Source organism: Micromonospora yongxingensis (genome assembly GCF_052601155.1).
This window is the reverse complement of sequence record NZ_JBQXEO010000001.1, coordinates 405,271-428,464: the sequence shown is the minus strand read 5'-3', so window position 1 is coordinate 428,464 and position 23,194 is coordinate 405,271. Positions and strand designations below refer to the sequence as shown.

At 72.0% G+C, this 23,194-nt stretch carries 19 protein-coding genes and 1 pseudogene; 10 read left to right on the top strand and 10 right to left on the bottom strand.

Features of this window, described 5'->3' with window-relative positions; all coding sequences use genetic code 11:
- Window positions 1-66: 66 nt before the first annotated feature.
- From ACTWLT_RS02030 to ACTWLT_RS02015, 4 genes are read right to left on the bottom strand one after another with little or no spacing between them, the layout of a single operon-like run.
- Complete coding sequence (locus ACTWLT_RS02030) at window positions 67-876, bottom strand: inositol monophosphatase family protein (protein ID WP_445316894.1); 810 nt, start codon at window positions 874-876, stop codon at window positions 67-69.
- Window positions 869-1,321, bottom strand: a complete 453-nt coding sequence (locus tag ACTWLT_RS02025; RefSeq protein ID WP_088950306.1) for a response regulator — start codon at window positions 1,319-1,321, stop codon at window positions 869-871. The genes ACTWLT_RS02030 and ACTWLT_RS02025 overlap by 8 nt, the downstream gene beginning before the upstream one ends.
- Window positions 1,318-3,054, bottom strand: coding sequence for a sensor histidine kinase (locus ACTWLT_RS02020; RefSeq protein WP_445316893.1), 1,737 nt, complete (start codon window positions 3,052-3,054; stop codon window positions 1,318-1,320). The genes ACTWLT_RS02025 and ACTWLT_RS02020 overlap by 4 nt, the downstream gene beginning before the upstream one ends.
- Window positions 3,051-4,295 carry a PP2C family protein-serine/threonine phosphatase gene (locus tag ACTWLT_RS02015; RefSeq protein WP_445316892.1) on the bottom strand — a complete coding sequence of 415 codons (1,245 nt, stop codon included), beginning with the start codon at window positions 4,293-4,295 and terminating at the stop codon, window positions 3,051-3,053. Before ACTWLT_RS02015 ends, ACTWLT_RS02020 begins: the two co-directional genes overlap by 4 nt.
- Before the next feature lie 245 nt (window positions 4,296-4,540).
- Here ACTWLT_RS02015 and ACTWLT_RS02010 point away from each other — a divergent pair, with 245 nt between their 5' ends.
- The gene (locus ACTWLT_RS02010; RefSeq protein ID WP_445316891.1) at window positions 4,541-6,961 is read left to right on the top strand and encodes a M28 family peptidase; all 2,421 of its coding nucleotides are present in this window, start codon (window positions 4,541-4,543) and stop codon (window positions 6,959-6,961) included.
- A gap of 73 nt (window positions 6,962-7,034) precedes the next feature.
- Here the strand turns inward: ACTWLT_RS02010 and ACTWLT_RS02005 are convergent, their stop codons facing one another.
- From ACTWLT_RS02005 to ACTWLT_RS01990, 4 genes are all read right to left on the bottom strand, one after another.
- On the bottom strand, window positions 7,035-7,976 hold the full coding sequence (locus ACTWLT_RS02005) for a threonine/serine dehydratase (RefSeq protein ID WP_445316890.1): 942 nt from the start codon (window positions 7,974-7,976) through the stop codon (window positions 7,035-7,037).
- Between the two features lie 12 nt (window positions 7,977-7,988).
- Window positions 7,989-8,243: a Smr/MutS family protein gene (locus ACTWLT_RS02000; RefSeq protein ID WP_007465523.1), complete on the bottom strand. Its 255-nt coding sequence runs from the start codon at window positions 8,241-8,243 to the stop codon at window positions 7,989-7,991.
- A 121-nt stretch (window positions 8,244-8,364) separates the two neighbouring features.
- A complete protein-coding gene (locus tag ACTWLT_RS01995; protein WP_252419381.1) occupies window positions 8,365-8,733 on the bottom strand; it encodes a tetratricopeptide repeat protein in 369 nt (122 codons plus the stop codon).
- A 111-nt stretch (window positions 8,734-8,844) separates the two neighbouring features.
- Complete coding sequence (locus tag ACTWLT_RS01990; RefSeq protein ID WP_252419382.1) at window positions 8,845-9,615, bottom strand: ROK family protein; 771 nt, start codon at window positions 9,613-9,615, stop codon at window positions 8,845-8,847.
- Window positions 9,616-9,677: 62 nt separating this feature from the next.
- Here ACTWLT_RS01990 and ACTWLT_RS01985 point away from each other — a divergent pair, with 62 nt between their 5' ends.
- From ACTWLT_RS01985 to ACTWLT_RS01975, 3 genes and pseudogenes are all read left to right on the top strand, one after another.
- Window positions 9,678-11,315 (top strand): ABC-F family ATP-binding cassette domain-containing protein, encoded by a 1,638-nt coding sequence (locus tag ACTWLT_RS01985; RefSeq protein WP_445316889.1) that lies wholly within the window; start codon window positions 9,678-9,680, stop codon window positions 11,313-11,315.
- Window positions 11,316-11,353: 38 nt separating this feature from the next.
- Window positions 11,354-11,599: pseudogene (locus ACTWLT_RS01980) on the top strand (hypothetical protein); the annotation flags it as partial.
- 273 nt (window positions 11,600-11,872) lie between these two features.
- Window positions 11,873-12,598 (top strand): methyltransferase domain-containing protein, encoded by a 726-nt coding sequence (locus ACTWLT_RS01975; RefSeq protein WP_445317044.1) that lies wholly within the window; start codon window positions 11,873-11,875, stop codon window positions 12,596-12,598.
- A 46-nt stretch (window positions 12,599-12,644) separates the two neighbouring features.
- On the opposite strand, the gene ACTWLT_RS01970 is transcribed toward ACTWLT_RS01975, so the two are convergent.
- The gene (locus tag ACTWLT_RS01970; protein ID WP_445316888.1) at window positions 12,645-13,652 is read right to left on the bottom strand and encodes a LacI family DNA-binding transcriptional regulator; all 1,008 of its coding nucleotides are present in this window, start codon (window positions 13,650-13,652) and stop codon (window positions 12,645-12,647) included.
- Between the two features lie 147 nt (window positions 13,653-13,799).
- Between ACTWLT_RS01970 and arfA the strand changes: the two genes are divergently transcribed.
- The 5 genes from arfA to ACTWLT_RS01945 are packed head-to-tail and all read left to right on the top strand — an operon-like array spanning window position 13,800 to window position 19,565.
- On the top strand, window positions 13,800-15,314 hold the full coding sequence (gene arfA, locus ACTWLT_RS01965) for an arabinosylfuranosidase ArfA (protein WP_252419386.1): 1,515 nt from the start codon (window positions 13,800-13,802) through the stop codon (window positions 15,312-15,314).
- A 60-nt stretch (window positions 15,315-15,374) separates the two neighbouring features.
- Window positions 15,375-16,703: an ABC transporter substrate-binding protein gene (locus tag ACTWLT_RS01960; RefSeq protein WP_445316887.1), complete on the top strand. Its 1,329-nt coding sequence runs from the start codon at window positions 15,375-15,377 to the stop codon at window positions 16,701-16,703.
- Window positions 16,704-16,709: 6 nt separating this feature from the next.
- Window positions 16,710-17,675 (top strand): carbohydrate ABC transporter permease, encoded by a 966-nt coding sequence (locus tag ACTWLT_RS01955; RefSeq protein WP_252419388.1) that lies wholly within the window; start codon window positions 16,710-16,712, stop codon window positions 17,673-17,675.
- A gap of 10 nt (window positions 17,676-17,685) precedes the next feature.
- Window positions 17,686-18,543, top strand: a complete 858-nt coding sequence (locus ACTWLT_RS01950; protein ID WP_252419389.1) for a carbohydrate ABC transporter permease — start codon at window positions 17,686-17,688, stop codon at window positions 18,541-18,543.
- Entirely contained in the window at window positions 18,540-19,565 is a 1,026-nt protein-coding gene (locus ACTWLT_RS01945; protein ID WP_445316886.1) for a glycoside hydrolase family 43 protein, read from the top strand. The genes ACTWLT_RS01950 and ACTWLT_RS01945 overlap by 4 nt, the downstream gene beginning before the upstream one ends.
- Before the next feature lie 56 nt (window positions 19,566-19,621).
- Here the strand turns inward: ACTWLT_RS01945 and ACTWLT_RS01940 are convergent, their stop codons facing one another.
- Complete coding sequence (locus ACTWLT_RS01940; RefSeq protein WP_445316885.1) at window positions 19,622-21,124, bottom strand: amino acid permease; 1,503 nt, start codon at window positions 21,122-21,124, stop codon at window positions 19,622-19,624.
- A 303-nt stretch (window positions 21,125-21,427) separates the two neighbouring features.
- On the opposite strand from ACTWLT_RS01940, the gene ACTWLT_RS01935 reads away from it, so the two are divergent.
- Window positions 21,428-23,089, top strand: a complete 1,662-nt coding sequence (locus tag ACTWLT_RS01935) for a glycoside hydrolase family 10-like protein (RefSeq protein ID WP_445316884.1) — start codon at window positions 21,428-21,430, stop codon at window positions 23,087-23,089.
- Window positions 23,090-23,194 lie beyond the last annotated feature (105 nt).

Sequence of the window (23,194 nt, the reverse complement as noted above, 5' to 3'; positions counted from 1 at the left end):
GCCCCGTGACCGCCCGGCCGCTCGGGTGTCGACGCAGCGTGCCGCCGCCGTCGCGGAGTGCGCGGATCAGGAGCCGAGCAGCGCCTCGTGCACCTCTGCCCAGACCTGCTCGTTGGCCGCGACGAGCAGGCCCCGCCCCTCGTCGGCGGGGTGGTAGTCGACGCCGTCGAACCGGCGGGCGACACCACCGGCCGCGCGCACCAGCAGGGTGCCCGGGGCGTGGTCCCACGGCAGGGTCCGCCAGAAGAGGGTGAACTGCTGCTCGCCGGTGATGATGTCCAGGTATTCGCGGCCGGCGCAGTGCTGGCCGGGCAGCAGCTCACCGAGCCGCCGGCCGCCGGCGCGGACCCGGTCGCGGGCCTCCGGTGGCAGGAACCGGGTCATGGCCGCGCCGCGCAGTTCGCCCAGCGACGGCACCGTACCGGGATCACCCAGCGGCAGGCCGTTGACCAGGGTCCCGTCGTCGGCCCAGCCGGCGGCCAGGGTCTCGGCCAGCGGGTCGAGGATCCACCCCGCGGCGGGTCGACCGTCGGTCAGCAGCGCCACCATCAGGGCGAAGGGCCGGCGACCGGCGGCGAAGTTGGCGGTCCCGTCGACCGGGTCGACCAGCCAGACGTCACCGCCGTCGCGCAGGTGCCGCAGCAGCCCCGGATCGTCGGCGACGCCCTCCTCGCCGACCACCATCGAGCCCGGCCGCAGCCGGCGCAGCCCTGCGGAGATCAGCTCCTCGGCCCGGCGGTCGGCGATGGTGACCACCTCACCGGGCGCCTTCTCCGACACGTCCGCGTCGTCGAGCTTGCGGAACAGCGGCAGCACGACCTGGTCGGCGGCCTCCCGGAGGAGGTCACCGACGTCGTCGAGCAGGGTGTCAGCCACGCGGCGGCAACTTGACCACGCTGACGAAGAACTCGTCGATCTGGCGGACCACGGAGATGAAGCGCTCGAAGTCCACCGGCTTGGTCACGTAGGCGTTGGCGTGCAGCTGGTAGCTGCGCAGGATGTCCTCGTCGGCCTGCGAGGTGGTGAGCACCACCACCGGGATCCGGCGCAGTTCCTCGTCCTTCTTGATCTCTTCCAGCACCTCCCGGCCGTCCCGGCGGGGCAGGTTGAGGTCGAGCAGGATCAGGTCGGGCGCCACGGCGTCGGCGTACTGGCCCTCCCGCCGCAGGTAGGCGAGCGCCTCGGCCCCGTCGGACACGACGGTCAGCCGGTTGCGCAGCTTGTGCTCCTCGAACGCCTCCTGGGTCATCAACACGTCACCCGGATCGTCCTCGACGAGCAGGACCTCGATCGGGCTCTTGCCGTCCGCCGGCGCGGTCATCCCACCGTCTCCCTCATGTCACCCGTTCTACCGCTTCCGCGAGCTCCGTCGGCCCCGTCCGGCTGGTCCGCCCCGGCGGACTGCTCCGGCATGGCGGCCGGTGCCTCGTCCGAGGGGGTCGCGTCACCTGCCACGGACGGCTGTGGCTCCTCCGGCGACTCCGCGCCCGCAGCGGACGCCTCGATGTCCTCGCGCTGTGCCGGAAGGGTGAACCGGATCGTGGTGCCCTCCGGCACGTCGGTGTCCACCCAGACCCGGCCACCGTGGTATTCCACGATCTTCTTGGCGATGGCCAACCCGATGCCGGTGCCCGGGTACGCGTCCTTCGAGTGCAGCCGCTGGAAGATCACGAAGATCTTGTCGGCGAACTCAGGCTCGATCCCGATGCCGTTGTCCTGGCAGCTGATCTCCCACTCGGCCCCGACCAGCCGCGCCGAGATGTGCACCTTCGGCGGTACGTCCGGGCGGCGGAACTTGATCGAGTTGCTGACCAGGTTGGCCAGCAGGTTGGTGAGCAGCGGCTCCTCGCCCTGGATCACCGGCAGCTCGCCCCAGGTCAGCTCGGCGTCGGCGTACTGCCGGGCGGCCTCGGTCTGCGCGGCCACGTCGCCCATCACCTTGTTGAGGTCGACCTCGACGAAGCCGGTGGTGAGACGGCCGATGCGGGAGAACGCGAGCAGGTCGTTGATCAGCCGTTGCATCCGCTGCGCGCCGTCCACCGCGAAGGCGATGTACTGGTCGGCCCGCTCGTCGAGCTGCCCGGCGTAGCGGCGCTGCAGAAGCTGGCAGAAGCTGGCCACCTTGCGCAGGGGCTCCTGGAGGTCGTGCGAGGCCACGTACGCGAACTGCTCCAGGTCGCGGTTGGACCGGGTCAGCTCCTCGGCCTGCTTCTGGAGCTGGGTGTTGACCCACTCGATGCGCTCGCGGGCCTCCCGCACCTCGGCCAGGTCGGACGCGATCTTCTGGCGCATCGCGTCCACGTCCTCGCCGAGCCGGATGAACTCCGGTGGGCCGGTGGTGGAGATGCCGTGCTGGTAGTCGCCCTCGGCGACCTCGCGGACCTGATCGGCCAGCCCGATGAGCGGCCGGATCACCATCCGGTCCAGGGAGAGCAGCAGCACCGCGCCGGCGACGACCACCACCAGCGCCGCGACGATCAGGAGCACGACCAGCACGTTGCTGCTGTTGCGCACATCGTCGGCGGACTGTTCCCGGGCGGCCAGGATCTCCTGTTGGAGGTCGTCGACCGCCGACCGGACCTGGTCGAACTGCCGCCGGGCCTGGTCGTTGACCAACGCCTGGCCGGCGCTGGTGCCGCGCTGGTCGGTGATGGTGATCACCGGCTCCGCCACGTTGCGCCGCCACTGCTCGGTGCGCTCCTCGACGGTCTGCAGCTCCTGGCTAATCTGCGGATAGTCGTCGAGCAGCGTCCGCATCGCGGCGACGGTGTTCTTCTCCTGGTCGAGCCCCGCCCGGTACGGGTCCAGGTCGGCCGGGTCGCCACTGACCGCGTACCCGCGGACCCCGGTCTCCTGGTCGAGCACCGCGTTGAGCAGTTCCTGCGCCTGCACCCGCAGCGGGCCGGTCTTGTTCAGGATGGCGTCGATCTGGGTGCGGTTGCGGGCGGCCATCGCCGCCTCGGCGCTGGCCAGGCCGATCAGCAGCACGCCCACGACGGTGAGCAGCGTGATGACCCGGCGGCGCAGACTCCAGCCGCCGACCACCGGCGTCACCGGCCACCGCCCCGGGTCACCAGCAGCATGGCCACGTCGTCGGCGAGCGGGCCGCCGTTGATCTGCTCCGCCCGGCCGACCAGCCAGGCCGGCAGCTCGGGCAGTGACACCTGGCGGTTCGCCGGCTCGTCGAGCAACCCACTGAGGCCCGGCACGTCGAGCCGCTCGTCGCCCGTGCCCACCCGCCCCTCGATCAGGCCGTCGGTGTACATCAGCAGGGACCAGTCATGGGTGTCGAACTCCAGGTCGTAGGCGGTCGGCCGGCGGGGTCGTACGCCCAGCAGCCGGCCGCCGGGCGCGGGCACCGGGACGACCCGGCCACCGGAGAGCAGCAGCGGCGGCGGATGCCCGGCGAGTCGGACGGTGGCCCGGTTGGCGTCCAGGTCCAGTCGGGTCGTGGCCACCGTCGCGAAGATCTCCTGGAGTCGGCGCTCGCTCATCAGCACCTGCTCCAGCGCGGGCAGCACCTCGTCGTCCGGCACCCCGGCGAGCACCAGGGCCCGCCAGGCCACCCGCAGCTCCACGCCGAGCGCGGCCTCGTCCACGCCGTGCCCGCAGACGTCCCCCACGATCAGGTCGAGACGGTCCGGACGGGTCTGCACCACGTCGAAGAAATCCCCGCCGATCAGGGCGGCGTGCCGACCCGGCCGGTAGAAGGTGTGCACCGCCACCTCGTCGGTCGTCATCAGCGGCTGGGGCAGCAGACCGCGTTCGAGCCGAGCCGACTCGGCCTGGCGCAACTCGACCTCGCGCAGCCGGCGGGCGTTCTCGTCGGCGCGCTTGCGCTCCACCGCGTAGCGCAGCGCCCGGGTCAGCAGAACCCCGTCCACCTGACCCTTGACCAGGTAGTCCTGAGCGCCCTCGGCGACGGCCACGATGCCCAGGTGCTCGTCCGAACGGCCGGTCAGCACGCAGACCGCCGCGCCGCTGGACATCTCCAGCACCTGGCGCAGCCCGTCCAGCCCCTGCGCGTCCGGCAGACCCAGGTCGAGCAGGACGCAGTCGACGTTGGTGATCCGCCGCCGCGCCTCGCTCAGGCTGGTGGCGACCTGCAGGTCGATCATCGAGTTGGTCTCGGCGAGCAGCTCACTGACCAGGAACGCGTCGCCCTCGTCGTCCTCCACCAGCAGCACCCGCAACCGTTCGCCCGGCGGCAGGTTCGCGTGCCGCGACAGACCGCCGTGCGGGTACGGCACGACGGAGGAACCGGCCAGGCCGGGTCCCCGGTGCGGCCGGGTCACCGCCGCGAGACGCGGGAGATCGCTGGTGATGTCGGGCTCCTTCCGAGTGCCCTGCTGATCCTGTATTAGACAACGGTCGCGCACAACACGACGGCCTCGGCGCGGCCGGGGATGGGCCGGATCACTGCCCGCCGAAGGACAAACCGGGCGGGCGGTCGGCGCTCGGACGTCCGGCCGTCCCGCCCGGAGCCACCGGAGGGCAGGATGGTGCCACGCCAGGCCCCACCACCCCCCGAGGAGTTCCCGTGGGCGCACCCCCCACCCCCGTCACGACGGGCAGGCCGGCCCGGCCGGGTCCGGACGTACCCCTCGCCGACCGCGCGCTGACCCGGCCCCGCCGGCGCCTCGCGGCTGCGGCTGCCGCCCTCGTCGCGCTGGTCGCCGTCGGCGCCGGCAGCCTGCTCGACCTGCGCACCCCGGCGCCGGTGTCGGCGGACGCACCCGCGGACGAGTTCAGCGCCGGCCGGGCGTACGCCGACGTCCAGGTCATCGCGGCCCGGACGCACGTCGCCGGGAGCCCGGCCAACGACGAGGTCCGCGCACACCTTGAGCAGCGGCTGCGCGGGCTGGGCCTGGAGACCGAGGTGCAGGACACGGTCGCCCCGGAAGCCGGTCAGCTCAGCGGAGCGGCGGGCGGGGCCACCCTGGCCCGGGTACGCAACGTGGTGGCCCGGCTGCCCGGCACCGCCCCGACGGGACGGGTCTTCCTGGCCGCCCACTACGACTCCGTGCAGACCGGGCCGGGCGGCAACGACGACGCGGCCGGCACCTCCGCGATCCTGGAGGTGGCCCGGGCGCTCGCCGCCGGCCCACGGCCGCGCAACGACATCGTCTTCGTGCTGACCGACGCCGAGGAGGCGTGCCTCTGCGGCGCCTCCGCGTTCGCCGCCAGCCATCCCCTGGCCAACGACGGCGGGGTGGTGCTCAACCTGGAGGCGCGCGGCTCCACCGGCCCGGTGATCATGTTTGAGACGTCCCGCAACAACGCGAAGCTGGTGGACGTCTTCGGCCGCGCCGCCCCGCACCCGGTCGGCACCTCCTTCGCGGTCGAGATCTACCGCGCGCTGCCCAACGACACCGACTTCACCGCGTTCCTGGACCAGAGGTTCGTCGGGCTGAACTCGGCGTACATCGACGGCGGCGCGATCTACCACACACCGCTGGACACCCCGGCGGCGATGGACCGGGGCAGCCTCCAGCAGCACGGGGACAACGCGCTGGGCCTGGCCCGGGAGTTCGGCCGCACCGACCTGGGCGACCTTCGCTCCGGGCACGACGCCACCTACTTTCCGGTGCCCGGCGGGCTGGTCCGCTACCCCGGCTGGCTCACCCTGCCGCTGGCCCTGCTCGCGGTGTTCGCGGTGGCCGCGCTGGGCTGGCTGACCCGTCGCCGGGGTCGGGCCAGCACCGGCCGGCTGGCCGCCGGCTTCGGGCTGGCCCTGGTGCCGATCGTGGCCGCGCCGCTCGCCGCGCAGCTGCTCTGGATGGCGATCACCGCGATCCGGCCGGGGTACGCCGAACTGCTCGACCCGTACCGGCCGACCTGGTACCGCCTGGCCGTGCTGGCCCTCGCCGCCGCCATCCTGCTCACCTGGTACGCGTTGACCCGCCGCCGGATCGGGCCGGCCGCGCTCGCCGTCGGCGGGCTGGCCTGGCTGGCCCTGCTCGGAGTGCTGCTCGCCGTGGCGGTGCCCGGCGGGGCGTACCTCACCACCCTGCCGGCGCTGGCCGGCGCCCTCGGCGGGCTGGTCGCGCTGCACACCCGGCAGACCGGGCCGTGGCCGGTGGTGGCGGTGACCGCGGCCGGCGCGGTCGGCGTGGTCATCCTGCTGCCGACCGTGGTGCTGCTCTTCCCCGCGCTGGGCATGGCCATGGGCGGCGTGGCCGCGCTGGTCGCCGTGCTGCTCGGCCTGGCCGCGCTACCGGTGGTCGACCTGCTGCATCCGCAGGCCGGCGGCCAGCGCGGGATGCGGGCGCTGCGGGCCCGGCGGCTCGCGGTGCTGCCCGCCGGGGCCGCCGCTCTGGCGGCGGTGGTGCTCGCCGGCGTCGGGCTGGCCGTCGACCGGTTCGACGCCGCCCACCCCGCGCCCACCCACCTGATGTACGCCATGGACGCGGGCACCGGCCAGGCCCGCTGGCTGAGCCACGAGACCGATCCGCAGCCGTGGACGGACGGCTACGTGGACGGGGTGACCGACGTCGGCGACGACTTCCCCGGCCTCGGCGACGGTGAGCTGCGTGCCGGGCCGGCACAGCCGGCGAGCCTGCCGGCACCGAAGCTGGAGGTGCTGGCCGACAGCGCCGCCGGTGGCGAGCGCACCCTGCGGCTGCGGCTCACCCCGCAGCGGGTGGCCCGGCTCGCCACCCTGCACGTCGACACGTCGACCGCCACCGTGCTGCGGGCCGAGGTGGCCGGCCGGTCGGTGCCGGTGGAGCCCCGCGCGGGCAGGTGGGGCTTCGGGCTGGTCTTCCACGCCCCGCCGGCCGAGGGGCTGGAGGTCACGCTGACCCTGCGGCCGATCGGCGGGCGGGTGGCGCTGCGGGCGATGGACGCCAGTGACGGGCTCGACGCGCTGCCCGGGTTCCGCCCCCGGCCGCCGGCCGTCGGCGTCGTCGGGTCACACAGCTCCGAGATGCTGGCGGTCGCCCGCACCTATCCCCTCTGACGGACGGGGCCGGTGGTCCGGCGGAGGCATCTTCTCCGGCGGACCACCGGCTGTGCGTACCGACCGGGCACGGTCAGTGCGGGGCGGCGGGGCCCAGGTCGCTCGGGTCGGTGTTGCCGCCGCAGACGATCACCGCCACCCGCTCCCCCGGCTGCGGCACGTACGCGCCGCCGACCAGCGCGGCCAGCGCCGCGGCGCCACCCAGCTCGGCGGCGACCCGCAGCTCCGACCAGAGCAGGCGGCGCGCCCGCAACAGGTCCTCGTCCCGGACCAGCACGGAGACCACCCCCGTCCGGCGGGCGGTGTCGAAGGCGATCTCGCCGATCCGGCGGGCGCCCAACGAGTCGGTGGCGATGCCGCCCACCTCGATGTCGACCGGTCGGCCGGCCTTGAGGGCGGAGTGCAGGGTGGGGATCTGCTCGGGCTCGACGGCGACGACGCGTACCGACCCGTCGAACCAGGTGGCGATGCCGGACACCAGCCCGCCGCCGCCGACCGCCACCAGCACGGTGTCGATCCCGTCCAGCTGCCGTTCCAGCTCCCGGCCGACGGTGCCCTGACCGGCCACCACCTCCGGCTGGTCGTACGCGTGCACGACCAGCGCCCCGGTCTCCTCCGCCCGCTGGGTGCTCGCCGCCAACGCCTCGGCGTAGTGCTGGCCCACCTGCCGCACCTGGGCGCCCAGCCCCGCCAGCCGCTGCACCTTCACCGGCGAGGAGGTCACCGGCACGAAGACCTCCGCCGGCACGCCCAGCGAGCGGGCCGCGTACGCGACGGCGAGGCCGTGGTTGCCGCCGGACGCGGCGATCACCCCTGCCGGGGGCAGCGGGCCCCGCAACATCCGGTTGAACGCGCCGCGCGGCTTGAACGAGCCGGTGTGCTGATGCAACTCCAGTTTGAGGCTGAGCTGCCCCGGCAGGCCCAGGTCGGCGCCGTCGACGGTGAGCACCGGCGTCTCCCGGACCCGCCCCCCGACCAGAGCCGCAGCCGCCTCGACGTCACTTCTGTCCACCATGGGAGACACCCTCTACTTCCAGCGAAAGTGCACGAAGAGGCGGCCGAAGTTCTTGGAGTCCTTCTCCACCCGGTGGTAGAGCTGCTTGACGTCCTTCTGATCGAGGAACCGCAGCACCCGCTTCTTGAGCTGGCCCGACCCCTTACCAGGGATGATCTCCACGAGGGTGGCCTTCTTCGCCACCGCCTCGTCCATGATCCCGCGCAACGCGCGGTCGATGTCCTGGCCCTTGTTGAAGATCTCGTGCAGGTCCAGCTTGAGCTTCATGCCGCAGCCCCCGGCCGGTCAGGTCCCATGTCCGCCATCCTAGGCACGCCCGGCGGCCCGCCCGCGCGACGACGAAGGGGCGGCCCCGAAGGGCCGCCCCGTGCAGGTCACCGGTCCGCGCTCAGCGCGTTCCGCCCAGGCGGGTCTCCACCCGCTCGAGGGCGACCCGGTAGTCGTCGTTGGCCGCGTACATCGCGGCGGCGATCCGCAGGTGCCGCAGCGCGTCCGAGTGCCGGTTCAGCCGCTCCAGCGTCCGACCCAGCACGTGGTGCGCGTAGTGGTCGCTCGGGTCCCGGTCGACCAGCTCCCGCAGCTGCTCCTCGGCCCTGTTGAGCTGGGCCGACTGGAAGTACGCCCGGGCCAGCAGTTGCCGTACCGCCGCGTTGCCGGGTTCGGCGTCCACGATCGGCTCCAGCAGTCGGGCCGCTCCGCTCGGGTCACCGGCTTCGAAGAACATGGTCGCCCGCCGGTAGTCCGCCAGAAGATCCATCTGCCCACCTCCTCGGGTCGCGCCGTCACCTGTTCCGACGCTGGCACAACACCGGCCGTTTGGCGACTGTTCCCCGGGTCGGGATCGGGCCGGATTCGGCCCCCCGGCGGGTCAGGTGCGGGCATCCCGGCGCCCGGCGGCCAACTCCCAGGCACGGACGCCGCCGACGATCCCGGCGGTGTTCGGCACCACCACCACGTCATCGCCCATCCGGGCCAGCTGCTCGGGCCGGATCAGCCGGGAGTTGCCCCCGCCCAGGTAGAGCCGGTCCCAGCGGAACACCGGACGGAGCCCGTCCACCACCTGCCGGATCCGCCGGGACCAGAAGGCGTCGCCGAGCCGCCGGCGCTCCGGCTCTCCCACGTACGTGTCGTAGGTGGTCCCCCAGCGCACCGGCGCGTGGGACAGCTCCAGGTGCGGGGCGAGCACCCCGCCGTCGAAGAGGGCACTGCCCAGCCCGGTGCCGAGGGTCAGCACCAGCTCGCAGCCGGTGCCCGCGACCACCCCGGCACCGTGCACCTCGGCGTCGTTGAGCACCAGCGCCGGCACCCCGAACGCGTCGGCCAGGGCGCCCCGCGCGTCCCAGCCGGACCACTCGGCGAGCAGGTCCGGGTCGACCCGGGTACGCGGGCCGTTGCGGGTCACGTAGTGCGGAGTGGTCACCACCACGCCGTGCCGGATCATCCCGGGCACGCCGACCGTCAGCCGGTCGGCCGTCGGCAGCCGGAGGCCCAGGTCGAGCAGGGTCTGGACGAACAGCGCAGGCGGCAGCGGGTACGGCGTCGGCACCCGCAGCGGCCGGGCCCGCATCGTGCCGGCCTCGTCGAGCACCGACGCCTTGATGCCCCCGCCGCCGCAGTCGATCGCGAGTGTGGTCACCACGCCGTTGAGTCTGCCCGCTGCCGCCCGGCTGTATGCGGGCGGCCGGATAGGCTGCCGTCCTGATGAGCGCCACGATGATCGTCAAGGACCTGGCCGCCGGGCACGGTGACCGCCCACTCTTCGCCGGATTGGACCTGGTCGTCGCTCCCGGCGACGTGGTCGGCCTGGTCGGGCCGAACGGCGCCGGGAAGTCGACGCTGCTGCGTACCCTCGCCGGGTTGCTGCCGGTGGAGGCCGGCAGCGTCCGTCTCAGCCCGCCCACCGCGAGCGTCGGACACCTGCCGCAGGAGCCGGAGCGCCGGCCGGGCGAGACGGTACGCGGGTTCCTGGCCCGGCGGACCGGGGTGACCGCCGCGCAGGCCGCGCTGGACGCGGCGACGGAGGCCTTGACCGCCGGAGCGGCGGGTGCCGACGACGCGTACGGCGACGCGCTGGAGCGCTGGCTCGCGCTGGGCGGCGCGGATCTGGACGAACGGGCCGAACAGGTCACCGCCGACCTGGGGCTCGCGGTCGACCTGGACCATCCGACGACCGGGCTCTCCGGTGGCCAGGCGGCCCGGGCCGGGTTGGCCTCGCTGCTGCTCAGCCGCTACGACGTGTTCCTGCTCGACGAGCCGACCAACGACCTGGACCTGGCCGGGCTGGAGCGGCTGGAGGAGTTCGTCACCGGGCTGCGGGCCGGCACGGTGCTGGTCAGCCACGACCGGGAGTTCCTCACCCGCACGGTGACCCGGGTGCTGGAGCTGGACCTGGCGCAGCAGCAGGTGCACCACTACGGCGGCGGTTACGCGGCCTACCTGGAGGAGCGCGAGGTGGCCCGCCGGCACGCCCGCGCGGACTTCGAGGAGTACGCCGACACCCGCGCGGGGTTGGAGGCGCGGGCGCGTACACAGCGCGCCTGGATGGAGAAGGGCGTCAAGAACGCCCGGCGCAAGGCCACCGACAACGACAAGATCGGCCGCAAGTTCCGCAGCGAGGCGACCGAGAAGCAGGCGGCGAAGGCGAAGCAGACCGAGCGGCTGATCGAACGGCTCGACGTGGTGGAGGAGCCCCGCAAGGAGTGGGAGCTGCGGATGGAGATCGCCGCCGCACCCCGCGCCGGCGCCGTCGTGGCCACGCTGCGCGGCGCGGTGGTACGCCGGGGCGGCTTCACCCTCGGCCCGGTCGACCTTCAGATCGACTGGGCGGACCGGGTCGCGGTGACCGGGGCGAACGGCTCGGGCAAGTCCACCCTGCTGGCCGCGCTGCTCGGCCGGCTGCCGCTGGACGCCGGCACCGCCTCGCTGGGGCCCGGGGTGGTGGTCGGCGAGGTCGACCAGGCCCGTGGGCTGTTCCTCGGCGACGCGCCGCTGGTCGACGCGTTCCAGGCCGCCGTACCGGACATGTCGCCGGCGGACGCGCGGACCCTGCTGGCCAAGTTCGGGCTGCGCGCGGCACACGTGCCACGGCCGGCGGCCACCCTCTCCCCCGGTGAGCGGACCCGGGCGGCGCTGGCCCTGCTCCAGGGGCGCGGGGTCAACCTGCTGGTGCTCGACGAGCCCACCAACCACCTGGACCTGCCGGCCATCGAGCAGCTCGAATCGGCGCTGGCCAGCTATCCGGGCACGCTGCTGCTGGTCACCCACGACCGGCGAATGCTGGCCGCCATCGAGACGAACCGTCGGCTGCGGGTCGACGGCGGGCGGATCGCCGAGGATTGATCCGTGCCGGCGGGCCCCCGCGGGGTGAGAATGACGCCATGCTCAAGTGGGAGTACGCACTGCTGGTCCGTCGTCGTCAGGCGGCGACCAACGACCTGGGCTGGGAAGTCGTCTTCGTCTGGTACGGCCCGGACGGCTCGATGGTCGACGTGACGCCGTACGGCGACACCGCGCTGGCCCACCTGAACCGGGCCGGCGACCAGGGCTGGGAACTGGTCGCGATGAGCGAGGACCCGTCCCTGCCCGGCAACAACGAGCTGCACCGCTACCACCTCAAGCGACCGAAGCCGGCCGCCCCACCGCCCCGCCAGCGGATGCGCGGTGGCGGTCGACCGGGCCGCCGCACCCTCTCCGGCTGACCGGCCCGACGGGCACGGCTCGCTGTTGAGCCTGATACCTCAGAGGCATTTTTATGACTCTGAGGTATCAGGCTCGACGCGGTCATGCCCCGGGGACTGCGACACGCCGACCGGGCGGCACCCCGACCCGCCGACGCGGCCGACGAGCGGGGCATACCGGGCGCGGATGCGGGTATCGCGCGGCGGGAGGTGGCCCGAATGGTCGCTTTGGCACAGACTCCGCCCTCGGCCGACCGGCTGCGGGCGATCGACGATTTCCTCGCTCAGGCGTGGGCGGACCAGGTCCGGCACGACGACCGGCTACGCGGCCTGGCGGTCGAGGTGCGGTTCGACCGGGGGGTGGCCCACGTCAGCGGTGAGGTGGCCGAGCCCGCCCAGCTGCGACTGGTCCGGGACCTGGTGGGGCGGCTGGCCGGCGTCTACGGCGTGTGGTGCCGGGTCGGCGTCGACGGGCGTGAGCCGGTGGTGGTCGACCTCGGCTGCGGCCCGACCAAGCAGTGGTCGGGCAACCTGGGGCTGGACATCTACCCGGCGCCCGGGGTCAACGCGGTGGCGGACCTCTCCGGCTCGCTGCCGCTGGCCGACAACTCGGTGGACGTCCTCTTCGCGGTGCACATCCTGGAGCACCTGATCGACTTCCTGCCGCTGGTGGACGAGTGCCACCGGGTGCTCCGCCCGGGTGGGGTGCTGCACGTGATGAGCCCCTGGTGGGGGCATGTGAACGCGGTGGCGGACCCGACCCACGTCCGGCTGATGGACGTGCAGACCTTCAAGGGGATCTGCCAACTGCGGCCGCCGGGCACCCCACGCTGGTACCCGCTGCACGCCGGCTGCGACGGCGCCTCGATCTTCGCCGACCTGACCCCTCTGCCACCAGACGCCGACCCCGCACCCCCAACCCACCTGGCCCGCTTCTTCGACTGACCATCCCCTCCACCGTCCGCCGCCATTCCCGGGACGGGACAGGCGGTCAGGGGGACTGGGTGGATTCGCGGAGTTCCAGGCGGTAGGGGGCGGAGAGTTCGCGGGCGGGGGCGGAGCGGTCGCCGTCGAGGCGTTCGGCGAGCAACTCGACGGCGAGCCGGGCGATCTGGGCCTTGTCCGGGGCGACGGTCGTCAGGGTGGGGATCGAGAACCGGCCGTCCTCGATGTCGTCGAAGCCGACCACGGCAACGTCCTCGGGCACCCGCAGGCCGGCCTCGTGCAGGGCGCGCAGGGCGCCCAGGGCGAGTGTGTCGTTGAAGCAGAAGACGGCGTCGGGACGTACCCCGGAGGTGAGCAGGCCGCGCATGGCGGCCGCGCCGTCGGCGCGGTGCCAGGCCGGCGCGGGGGCCACCAGGGCCTCGTCGTAGTCGAGGCCGGCGGCGCGCAGCGCGTCGGCGTAACCGGTCAGCCGCAGCCGGGCACTGGCGCCCTCGGGGGTGCGCTGCGAGCCGATGGCCGCGATGCGACGGCGGCCGAGCCGGATCAGGTGGTCGGTGATCTCCCGGGCCGCGCCGACGTTGTCGATCACCACGTGGTCCGCCGGGCCGTGGTCGACCCGCTCACCGAGCAGCACCATCGGCGTGCCGTCCAGGCCGGTCAGGTCCTCCGCGGTCAGCGCCAACGGGCTGAAGATCAGCCCGTCGATCAGGTGGTCGGTGATGCCGGAGGCCACCACGCGTTCCTGCTCGCGACCGCCGCCGGTCTGGTCGATCAGCACCGTCCAGCTGAATTCGGCGGCTGCGGTGACCACGTGGCGGGCCAGCTCGGCGAAGTACGGAATGTCCAGCTCCGGCACGGCCAACGCGATCACGCCCGTGCGGCCCTTGCGCAGGTGGCGGGCGGAGAGGTTGGGCCGGTAGTTCAACTCGGCGATCGCCTCTTCCACCCGGGCCCGGGTGTCCGGACGCACGTGGACGTAGCCGTTCACCACGTTGGAGACGGTCTTCACCGAGACCCCGGCCCGTTCGGCCACATCCTTGAGCCTGTTTCGCACGCCGCAACCTCCCCGAGGTAACCCAGCGCACCATACCTCGGAACCAGGTCTTTACAACGTTGCCTACAACGTTGTAGAAACGACGGATACCGGGTGAGAGCGGTGACCGCGATCACCCGGCACCGGCAATGAGGAAAGGTGGCACCCTTGCGGACCGCTCAGCTGACGATCGACCCGGCCTTCGCGATCGGCCCGGCCGACCGACGTCTCTTCGGCTCCTTCGTCGAGCACATGGGGCGGTGCGTCTACGGCGGCATCTACGAGCCCGGCCACCCCGACGCCGACTCCCGTGGCCTCCGCCGCGACGTGCTGGAGCTGACCCGGGAGCTGGGCGTCTCCGTGGTCCGCTACCCGGGTGGCAACTTCGTCTCCGGCTACCGGTGGGAGGACGGGGTGGGCCCGGTCGGCGACCGGCCGCGCCGGCTCGACCTGGCCTGGAAGACGATCGAGACCAACGCGTTCGGGCTGGACGAGTTCATGACCTGGGCCGCCGAGGCCGGTGTCGAGCCGATGATGGCGGTCAACCTGGGCACCCGTGGCGTCCAGGAGGCCCTGGACCTGCTGGAGTACTCCAACCACCCGGGCGGCACCGAGCTGTCCGACCTGCGGCGCAAGCACGGCGCGGAGGACCCGTACGGGGTGCGGCTGTGGTGCCTGGGCAACGAGATGGACGGCCCGTGGCAGGTCGGCCACAAGACCGCCGACGAGTACGGCCGGCTCGCCGCCGAGGCCGCCCGCGCCATGAAGATGATCGACCCGTCGATCAGCCTGATCGCCTGCGGCAGCTCCAACCGGCGGATGCCCACGTTCGCCGCGTGGGAGGCCACCGTGCTGGAGCACACCTACGAGCACGTCGACTACATCTCGGCGCACACCTACTACGACCCGTCCGACGGCGACCGGGCCAGCATCCTGGCCTCCGCCGTCGACATGGACAACTTCATCACCGAGGTCGTCGCGACCGCCGACCACGTGGCCGCCAAGCAGCGGCACAAGCGCAAGCTGAAGATCTCGTTCGACGAGTGGAACGTCTGGTACGAGTCCCGCCTCCAGGCCGACCTGGACCGGCGCGGCTGGGTCGAGGCGCCGGCGCTGATCGAGGACGACTTCACGGCGGTCGACGCGGTGGTCGTCGGTGACCTGCTGATCACGCTGCTCCGGCACGCCGACCGGGTCGGTGTCGCCGCCCAGGCCCAGCTTGCCAACGTGATCGCCCCGATCCGCACCCGCAACGGCGGTCCCGCCTGGCGGCAGAGCATCTTCCATCCGTTCGCGCTGACCGCCCGGTACGCCCGCGGCACCGTGCTGCGCACCGAGCCGGTGTCGCCGCGCTACGACACGAAGAAGTACGGCGACGTGCCGGTGCTCGACACGGTCGCCGTGCACGACGAGGAGACCGGCGAGCTGACCGTCTTCGCGGTCAACCGCGGTGAGGAGGACCTCCCCCTCGACCTGGACCTGCGCGGCCTGCCGGGCATGTCCGGTCTGTCTTTCCTGAGCCTCGCTGCCGGGTCTGACCCGTCGGCGATGAACACCGAGGCCGAGCCCGACCGGGTGACGCCCCGGGAAATGCCCACCCCCACCCCCGACGGCGGGCGGTGCACCGTGCGCCTGCCCGCCGTGTCCTGGAGCGTGCTGCGCTTCGGCCCGGCAAACGCCTGAGGTCGCACCGAGTTTGACCAGGCACAATTCATCCCGTCCCCCCTTCAAGGAGATACCAGCATGATCCAGAACGACATGAGCCGGCGTCGCCTGCTCGGCCTCGGTCTCGGACTCGGTGCCGCAGCGTCGCTGACCCTCGCCGGTTGCGGCGGCGGTGACAGCACCTCTGGGCCGGCGGCCGGCAACGGCGGCAAGGAGTACACCGGCCCCAAGGTGGACCTGAAGCTGTGGAACGGCTTCACCGGCGGCGACGGCGAGATCTTCAAGACGCTGGTGAACCAGTTCAACACCGAGCACAAGAACATCGCGGTGTCGGTGGCCACATACCAGTGGGAGGACTACTACAACAAGCTCCCCGGTGCGGCCTCCAGCGGCAACGGCCCGGACATCGCGGTCATGCACATGGACCAGCTCGCCACCTTCGCCGCCCGCGGCGTGATCACCGAGCTGGACGACGTGGCCAAGAACCTGGAGCTCGCCGAGGGCGACTTCGCCCCCACGGTGTGGAAGGGCGGGCTCTACAACAACAAGCGGTACGGCATCCCGCTGGACATGCACCCGCTGGGCTTCTACTACAACAAGGCCGTCATGCAGAAGGCCGGCCTGGACCCGAACAAGCCGCCGGCGACCAGGGACGAGTACACCGCCGCGCTGACCGAGCTGAAGAAGGCCGGCGTGCAGGGCTTCTGGGTCAGCCCGTTCCAGTTCACCGGCGGCATGACCTTCTACTCGCTGCTCAACCAGTGGGGCGGCACCCTGTTCGACGCGGACGTGGCGAAGGCCACCTTCAACTCGGACCCGGCGGTCGAGGCGTGCACCTGGCTGGTCGACATGATCAAGCAGGGCTTCTCGCCGGCCAACGTCGGTCAGGACGCCGACTACCTGGCGTTCAAGAGCGGCAAGAACGCCTTCACCTGGAACGGCATCTGGCAGATCAACGATCTGAAGAAGAGCCCCGAGGTGCAGTGGGGCGTCGCGCCGCTCCCCCAGATCGGCAACAAGCCGGCGGCGTGGGCCAACTCGCACAACTTCACCATCGTGAAGCAGCGCGCCAACGACGCCAACAAGGTCTCCGGCGCGAAGGTCTTCATCAACTGGCTCAGCGAGCACTCGCTGGACTGGGCGAAGGGCGGCCAGGTGCCGGCCCGTAAGGCCGTCCGTGAGGGCGCCGAGTTCAAGGCCCTGCCGGAGATCTCGTCGCTCGCCCCCGAGCTGGAGTACGCGGCCTTCCCGCCGGCGGCTCCGGGTCTCGGCGAGGTCATGACGACCTTCTACAACTCCTTCAACGAGGCCGCGCTGGGCAAGAAGTCGCCCAAGCAGGCGCTCGACGACGGTGTGGCGAAGGCCAACAAGCAGCTCGAGGACAACCGCAAGAAGTACGGGAGCTGATAACCCGTGGCGGACGTGATCGAGGTCGGGGCGGCGCGCGGTGACGCGCCGCCCTCGGCGGCCAAGGCTCCCCGCCGGGGCGCCTCGGCGGGCCGGACCGGACGGGCGACGCCGTATCTGTTCCTCGCCCCCTACCTGATCCTGTTCGGGGTGTTCGGCCTGCTGCCGATCATCCTGGGCGTGTGGCTCAGCGTGCACCAGTGGGACTTCCAGCTGCCCAACCGGCCGTTCGTCGGGTTGGACAACTACAAGGAGCTCTTCTCCAGCGACTCCGCCGTCTACGGCGACTGGTGGGAGAGCGTCCGGGCCACCGCGATCTTCACGGTGCTGTCGGTGCCGCTGCTGGTGGTCGTACCGCTCGGGCTTGCGCTGCTGCTGAACCGCTCCTTCCCCGGCCGGACCTTCTTCCGGGCGATCTACTTCGCGCCGTACGTGCTGGGTGTGGCGGTGATCGGCCTGCTCTGGCGGTTCCTGCTCGACGCCAACCTGGGTCTGGTCAACCGCCTCCTCGGCGTCGTCGGGTTGCCGTCGGACACCCCCTGGGTCACCAACATGCCGTGGGCGTGGATCTCGCTGGTCGGGGTCACCGTCTGGTGGACCTCCGGCTTCAACGCGGTGATCTACCTGGCCGGTCTCCAGGACATCTCCCCGGAGCTGTACGAGGCGGCCCGGATGGACGGCGCGAGCGCCTGGCAGCGGTTCCGCAACGTCACGCTGCCCGGGCTGCGCCCGGTGCTGCTCTTCGTGATCACCACGACCGTTCTCGCCTCGGCGAACATGTTCGGTCAGTCGTTCCTGATCACCCAGGGTGCGCCCGGCACGGAGACGCGCACGGTGGTCTGGTTCATCGTCGAGGAGGGCCTGCGGGACAACGACGCCGGTCGCGCCGCCGCGATGAGCATCGTGTTCGCCCTGATGCTGGCCGTCGTGAGCATCGCCAACTTCCGCCTCTTCCGCTACCGGGAAGACTGAGGGGACCGCCATGACGACGCCCACGCCGACCACCCGCGGTTCGGCCACCGCGCTACGCCGGGTCGTGCTCTACGCCACGCTGGTGGCGCTGGCCCTGATCTTCCTGATGCCGCTGGTGTGGATGGTCATCACCTCGCTGAAGACCTACACCGCCGCCCAGCAGATCCCGCCGAGCTGGCTGCCGAACCCGCTCGCCGGTTACGGCTACGAGCAGATCCTCAACAACGCGGCGAACCCGGTGCTCCGCTGGTTCCTCAACAGCATGCTGGCCGCCACGCTGCACTCGCTGCTGGTGCTGGTGACCGCCTCGATGGCCGCGTACGCCCTGGCGCGGATGAGGTTCCGGGGGCGCGGGGTGAGCTTCGCGCTGATCGTCGGGACGCTGTTCATCCCGCCGACCTCGCTGATCATCCCGAACTTCCTGATCGTCGACCAGCTCAACTGGATCGACACCCTCGCCGTGGTGGTGGTGCCCGGCGCGGCGAGCGCGTTCGGCGTCTTCTTCCTGCGGCAGTTCTTCCTCTCGCTCCCCAACGAGCTGGAGGAGGCCGCCACGCTGGACGGCGCCAACCAGTGGCAGATCTTCTTCCGGGTGGTGTTGCCGCTGTCCAAGCCGGCGTTGGCCACCCTGGCGGTGCTGTCGTTCCTCACCAACTGGAACGACTTCCTCTGGCCGATCTTCGTGCTGTTCAGCCCGGAGAAGCTCACGCTGCCGCCCGGCCTGGGCCTGCTCCAGGGCTCGTACGTCACCGACTACCCGGTGATCATGGCTGGCGCGGTGCTGGCGAGCCTGCCGGTGCTGATCCTCTTCGTGCTGGCCCAGCGGCACATCATCCAGGGTGTCTCCCGCAGCGGTCTGAAGGGATGACCCGCACGACCACCCGGCGACGCGGCGCGGCGGCGATCATCATCGCCGCCGCGTTGCTCGTCGCGGGCTGCACCGACGGCAGCGAACCCACCCCCACGAGCAGCGGGAGCGACCCCAGCATGTTCACCAACCCGGTCGTGAAGACCGACGCCCCCGATCCGCAGGCGATCCGGGTGGGCGACACCTGGTACCTGTTCCACACCAACGCCGGCGGCCGCAACGTCCCGGTGCTCACGTCCACGGACCTGGTCGACTGGACCGAGGCCGGGGACGCCCTGCCGACGCTGCCGGACTGGGCGGACGCCGGCAAGACCTGGGCGCCCGAGGCCATCCAACTGGCCCCGGACCGGTTCCTGCTCTACTACACCGTCGCCGGCCGCGAGTCCGGGCGGCAGTGTGTCGGGCGGGCGGTGGCCAGCGCGCCGCAGGGGCCGTACCGGGACGACGCGTCCGGCCCGCTGATCTGCCAGGCGGACCTGGGCGGGGCGATCGACGCCAGCCCGTTCCGGGACACCGACGGCAGCCTCTGGCTGTTGTGGAAGAACGACGGCAACGCGATCGGGGTGGACACCTGGCTCTGGTCGCAGCGTCTCGCCGACGACGGCCTGACCCTGGTCGGTGAGCCGACGAAGCTGCTCAAGCAGACCGAGCCGTGGGAGGGCACCCTGATCGAGGGGCCGTTCTTCCACCGGCAGGACGGCCGGCTGTACCTCTTCTTCGCCGCCAACGCGTACGACCGGGCCGAGTACGCCGAGGGCTACGCGGTCTGCGAAAGCCCGACCGGTCCGTGCGTGAAGGCCGCCGAGAACCCGATCCTGAAGTCCAACGACGCCGCCTCCGGCCCCGGCCACGCCTCGATGGTGGTGAAGGACGGCAGGACCTGGCTGCTGTACCACGCCTGGCCGCCCGGCCAGGAGGGCAGCACCGACCCGGGCCGCCAGACCTGGTTGGACGAGGTCACGTGGGTCGACGGCAAACCGGTCGTGACGGGCCCGACCGCGACGCCGCAGTCCCGCCCCTGACGTGTCACACGGAAAGGGCCCCCGGTGCACCGGGGGCCCTTTTCGCACGTACGGGGTCAGCTGTCGGCGGCCGGCTCGCGGGGGGCCGGGGCCACGGCGGGGTCGTGTCGGGCCAGCCGGTTGCGGCGGTAGCCGTAGCCGAAGTAGATCAACCCGCCGAGCAGCATCCAGGCCAGGAACCGCAGCCAGGTCTCCACCGACAGGTTGAGCATCAGGTAGAAGCAGGCCAGCGCGGAGACGATCGGCAGCACCGGGGAGAACGGCACCCGGAACGGCCGCTCCAGGTCGGGGCGCTTGCGGCGCAGGATCGGCACCGCGATCGAGACGAGCACGAACGCGCAGAGCGCGCCGATGCTGACCAGGTCGGCCAGCGCCGAGAGCGGCAGGAAGCCGGCCAGCAGCGCGACCCCGACCGTCATGACCGCCGAGATCCGGTACGGGGTGCCCCAGCGCGGGTGCACCGCCGCGATCGAGGGCGGGATCAACCCGTCCCGGGCGATGGCGAAGCCGATCCGGCCCATCGCCACCAGGTCGACCAGGATGACGCTGGTCAGGCCGGCGACCGCGGCGATGGAGACGAGCACGGCCGCCCACCCGGCGCCGACCGCCTCGAAGGCCGACGCGATGGGGGCACCCCGGTCGATCTCGGTGTACGGCACCATGCCCACCACGACCAGCGAGACGCCGATGTAGAGCACGGTGGAGATCAGCAGCGTGCCGAGCAGGCCCAGGGTCAGGTCCCGCTTGGGCTTCTTCGTCTCCTCACCGAGGTTCGCGACCGCCTCGAAGCCGGTGTACGCGAAGAAGACCACGGCGGCGGCGCTGAGCACTCCGACGAAGCCGAAGACCGACGGTTCCAGCCCGAAGAGCGCCTGGGTGACGGGCTGCTTGATGCCGTCGTCGCCACCACCGGCGGGTTCGGCGGGCGGGATGAACGGGCTGAGGTTGGCGGCCTTGACGAAGAAGAGCCCGGCCACGACCACGAAGACGCAGATGGCCACCTTGACCAGTACCAGCAGGTTGGTCATCCGGGCGGACTCCCGGATGCCGACGATCGCCACGACGCCGAGGATCAGCACGATGGCGATGGCGCCGATGTTGACCGTGCTGCCCTCCTCGCCGAACCAGCGGGTCGGCAGGTCGAGCAGTTCGGCCAGGTAGCCGGACCAGCCTCGGGCCACCACGGCCGCGCCGAGTGCGAACTCCAGCAGCAGGTCCCAGCCGATGATCCACGCGACGATCTCACCCATGGTGGCGTACGCGTAGGTGTAGGCGCTGCCGGCGGTCGGCACGCTGGAGGCCAGCTCGGCGTAGCAGAGCGCGGCGAGCAGGGCGACCACGCCGGCGATGGCGAAGGAGATCACGACGCCCGGCCCGGCGCTGTCCCGGGCCTCGATCCCGGTCAGCGTGAAGATGCCGGTGCCGATCACGATGCCGATGCCGAAGCCGGTGAGGTCGACCGCCCCGAGCCGCCTCTTCAGCCCCAGCCGGCCGTCGGTGCCGTCCGCGTCGCCCTGGGCTATCACGTCCTTGATCGGTTTGGTCCGCAGCACGGACACGCGCTCACCCCTCCCACCGTGCGACCACCACCGTGGCGGCCGGTGACCGGCTGCTACCCAGGGGCGCGAGCTGTCAACCGCGTGAGCGGGCCTGCACAGTGAGTGCGATGTGGGTCACTGGGGGCAATCCGACGTTCGGTGCGGGACGGCCGGATATCCGGCGGGCGAATCGACCGGGCGGGAACCCTTGCGGGAACGACCCGAGTGTGAAAATTTCCTTCCAGCGGCAGTTAGCCTGCGGCGAATTGTGCCGAGTGTGTGCCGCGCCGAACACCCGGGAGCCCCAACGAAGGGACACACCGCATGAAGGCAACTCGGCTCGGAGCCGCCGGTCTGGTCGCAGCCCTGCTCGGCACGCTCGTCGCCGCCACCCCCGCCAGCGCCGCGCCCGACGCGGCGGGCACCCCCACCACCGCCACCTGCACCACCGACCCGGCCACCCCGAAACGGCAGTTCCGGGCCATGTGGATCTCGTCGGTGGTCAACATCGACTGGCCGAGCAAGGCGTCCCAGACCAGCCCGGACCGGATCGCCGCCCAGCAGGCCGAGTACCGCGGCCTGCTCGACCTCGCCGAGCGCCTCAACCACAACGCCGTCGTGGTGCAGGTCCGGCCGACCGCCGACGCGCTCTGGCCCTCGCCGTACGAGCCCTGGTCGGAGTACCTGACCGGCGTACGCGGCCAGGACCCGGGCTGGGACCCGCTGGCCTTCCTGGTCGAGGAGTCCCACAAGCGCAACCTGGAGTTCCACGCCTGGTTCAACCCGTACCGGGTCTCCATGCCCGCCCCCGGCGGCGCCGGCGCCGACCTCAACCTGCTCGCCCCCGGCCACCCGGCCCGGCAGCACCCGGACTGGACCTTCGCCTACCCGCCGGCCGGGGTGGCCGGCAGCCGGCTCTACTACAACCCCGGCATCCCGGAGGTCCGCGAGTTCGTCCAGACCGCGATGATGGACGCGGTCAAGCGGTACGACATCGACGGCGTGCACTTCGACGACTACTTCTACCCGTACCCGAGCGGCACCCACCAGGTGCCGGACGACGCCACGTTCGCGGCGTACAACCGGGGCTTCACGAATCGGGCCGACTGGCGGCGGGACAACATCAACCTGCTGATCCAGGAGATGAACGGCAAGATCAAGGCCGCGAAGCCGTGGGTGAAGTTCGGGGTCAGCCCGTTCGGCATCTGGCGCAACAAGGCCGTCGACCCGCTCGGCTCGGACACCACCGGCAGCCAGTCGTACGACATCATCTCCGCCGACACCCGCACGTGGGTCAAGCAGGAGTGGATCGACTACGTGGTGCCGCAGCTCTACTGGTACATCGGCCAGTACCCGGCGGCCGACTACGCCCGACTGGTCCCCTGGTGGGCCGAGACGGTGCGCGGCACCCGCGTGCAGCTCTACATCGGCCAGGCCGACTACAAGAGCGGCGACCCGGCGTACGGGTCGTTCTGGATGAACCCGCGCGAGCTGTCCGACCACCTGACCCTCAACCGGGCGTACCCGGAGGTGCAGGGCAACGTGCACTTCTCCGCCGTCCAGGTGCGGGCCAACCGGCTCGGCGCCACCGACATCTACGCCGCCGAGCACTACTCCCGCCCGGCGCTGGTGCCGACCATGCCCCACCTGCCGGCAAAGCCGCTGCTCTTCCCGGTGGTCACCAAGGCCGCCCGGGAGGCCGACGGAGTGCGGCTGACCTGGCACCAGCCGGCTGACGGCGTCGGACCGCTGGGCACCGCCACCTCGTACGCGATCTACCGGTTCGACGGCACCACGCTGGGCGGTCGGTGCGGCACCGCGGACGCCGCGCACCTGGTCGACACGGTCCGGGCCACGCCCGGCGAGAAGCAGTCCTGGGTGGACACCACGGCGGTGGCCGGCCAGCGGTACACCTACCGGGTGACCGCGCTGGACCGGTCGGCCAACGAGAGCCCGGTCAGCCCGCCGGCCTTCGTTCTGCGCTGACCGTACGACCTCGACGGATGCCCCGGGTGCCACGCGCACCCGGGGCATTCGTCTGTTTCAACGTATGTAACCAATAGTTGGCGAGAGACATACCGATGAGTTGAT

Bases quoted from the DNA above. Each gene is read 5' to 3' on its own strand.
- ACTWLT_RS02025 (WP_088950306.1), bottom strand. From the start codon at position 1,321: ATGACCGCGCCGGCGGACGGCAAGAGCCCGATCGAGGTCCTGCTCGTC.
- ACTWLT_RS02005 (WP_445316890.1), bottom strand. From the start codon at position 7,976: ATGGTGGACAGAAGTGACGTCGAGGCGGCTGCGGCTCTGGTCGGGGGG.
- ACTWLT_RS02000 (WP_007465523.1), bottom strand. From the start codon at position 8,243: ATGAAGCTCAAGCTGGACCTGCACGAGATCTTCAACAAGGGCCAGGAC.
- ACTWLT_RS01995 (WP_252419381.1), bottom strand. From the start codon at position 8,733: ATGGATCTTCTGGCGGACTACCGGCGGGCGACCATGTTCTTCGAAGCC.
- ACTWLT_RS01985 (WP_445316889.1), top strand. From the start codon at position 9,678: ATGAGCGCCACGATGATCGTCAAGGACCTGGCCGCCGGGCACGGTGAC.
- ACTWLT_RS01975 (WP_445317044.1), top strand. From the start codon at position 11,873: ATGGTCGCTTTGGCACAGACTCCGCCCTCGGCCGACCGGCTGCGGGCG.
- ACTWLT_RS01960 (WP_445316887.1), top strand. From the start codon at position 15,375: ATGATCCAGAACGACATGAGCCGGCGTCGCCTGCTCGGCCTCGGTCTC.
- ACTWLT_RS01950 (WP_252419389.1), top strand. From the start codon at position 17,686: ATGACGACGCCCACGCCGACCACCCGCGGTTCGGCCACCGCGCTACGC.
- ACTWLT_RS01945 (WP_445316886.1), top strand. From the start codon at position 18,540: ATGACCCGCACGACCACCCGGCGACGCGGCGCGGCGGCGATCATCATC.
- ACTWLT_RS01935 (WP_445316884.1), top strand. From the start codon at position 21,428: ATGAAGGCAACTCGGCTCGGAGCCGCCGGTCTGGTCGCAGCCCTGCTC.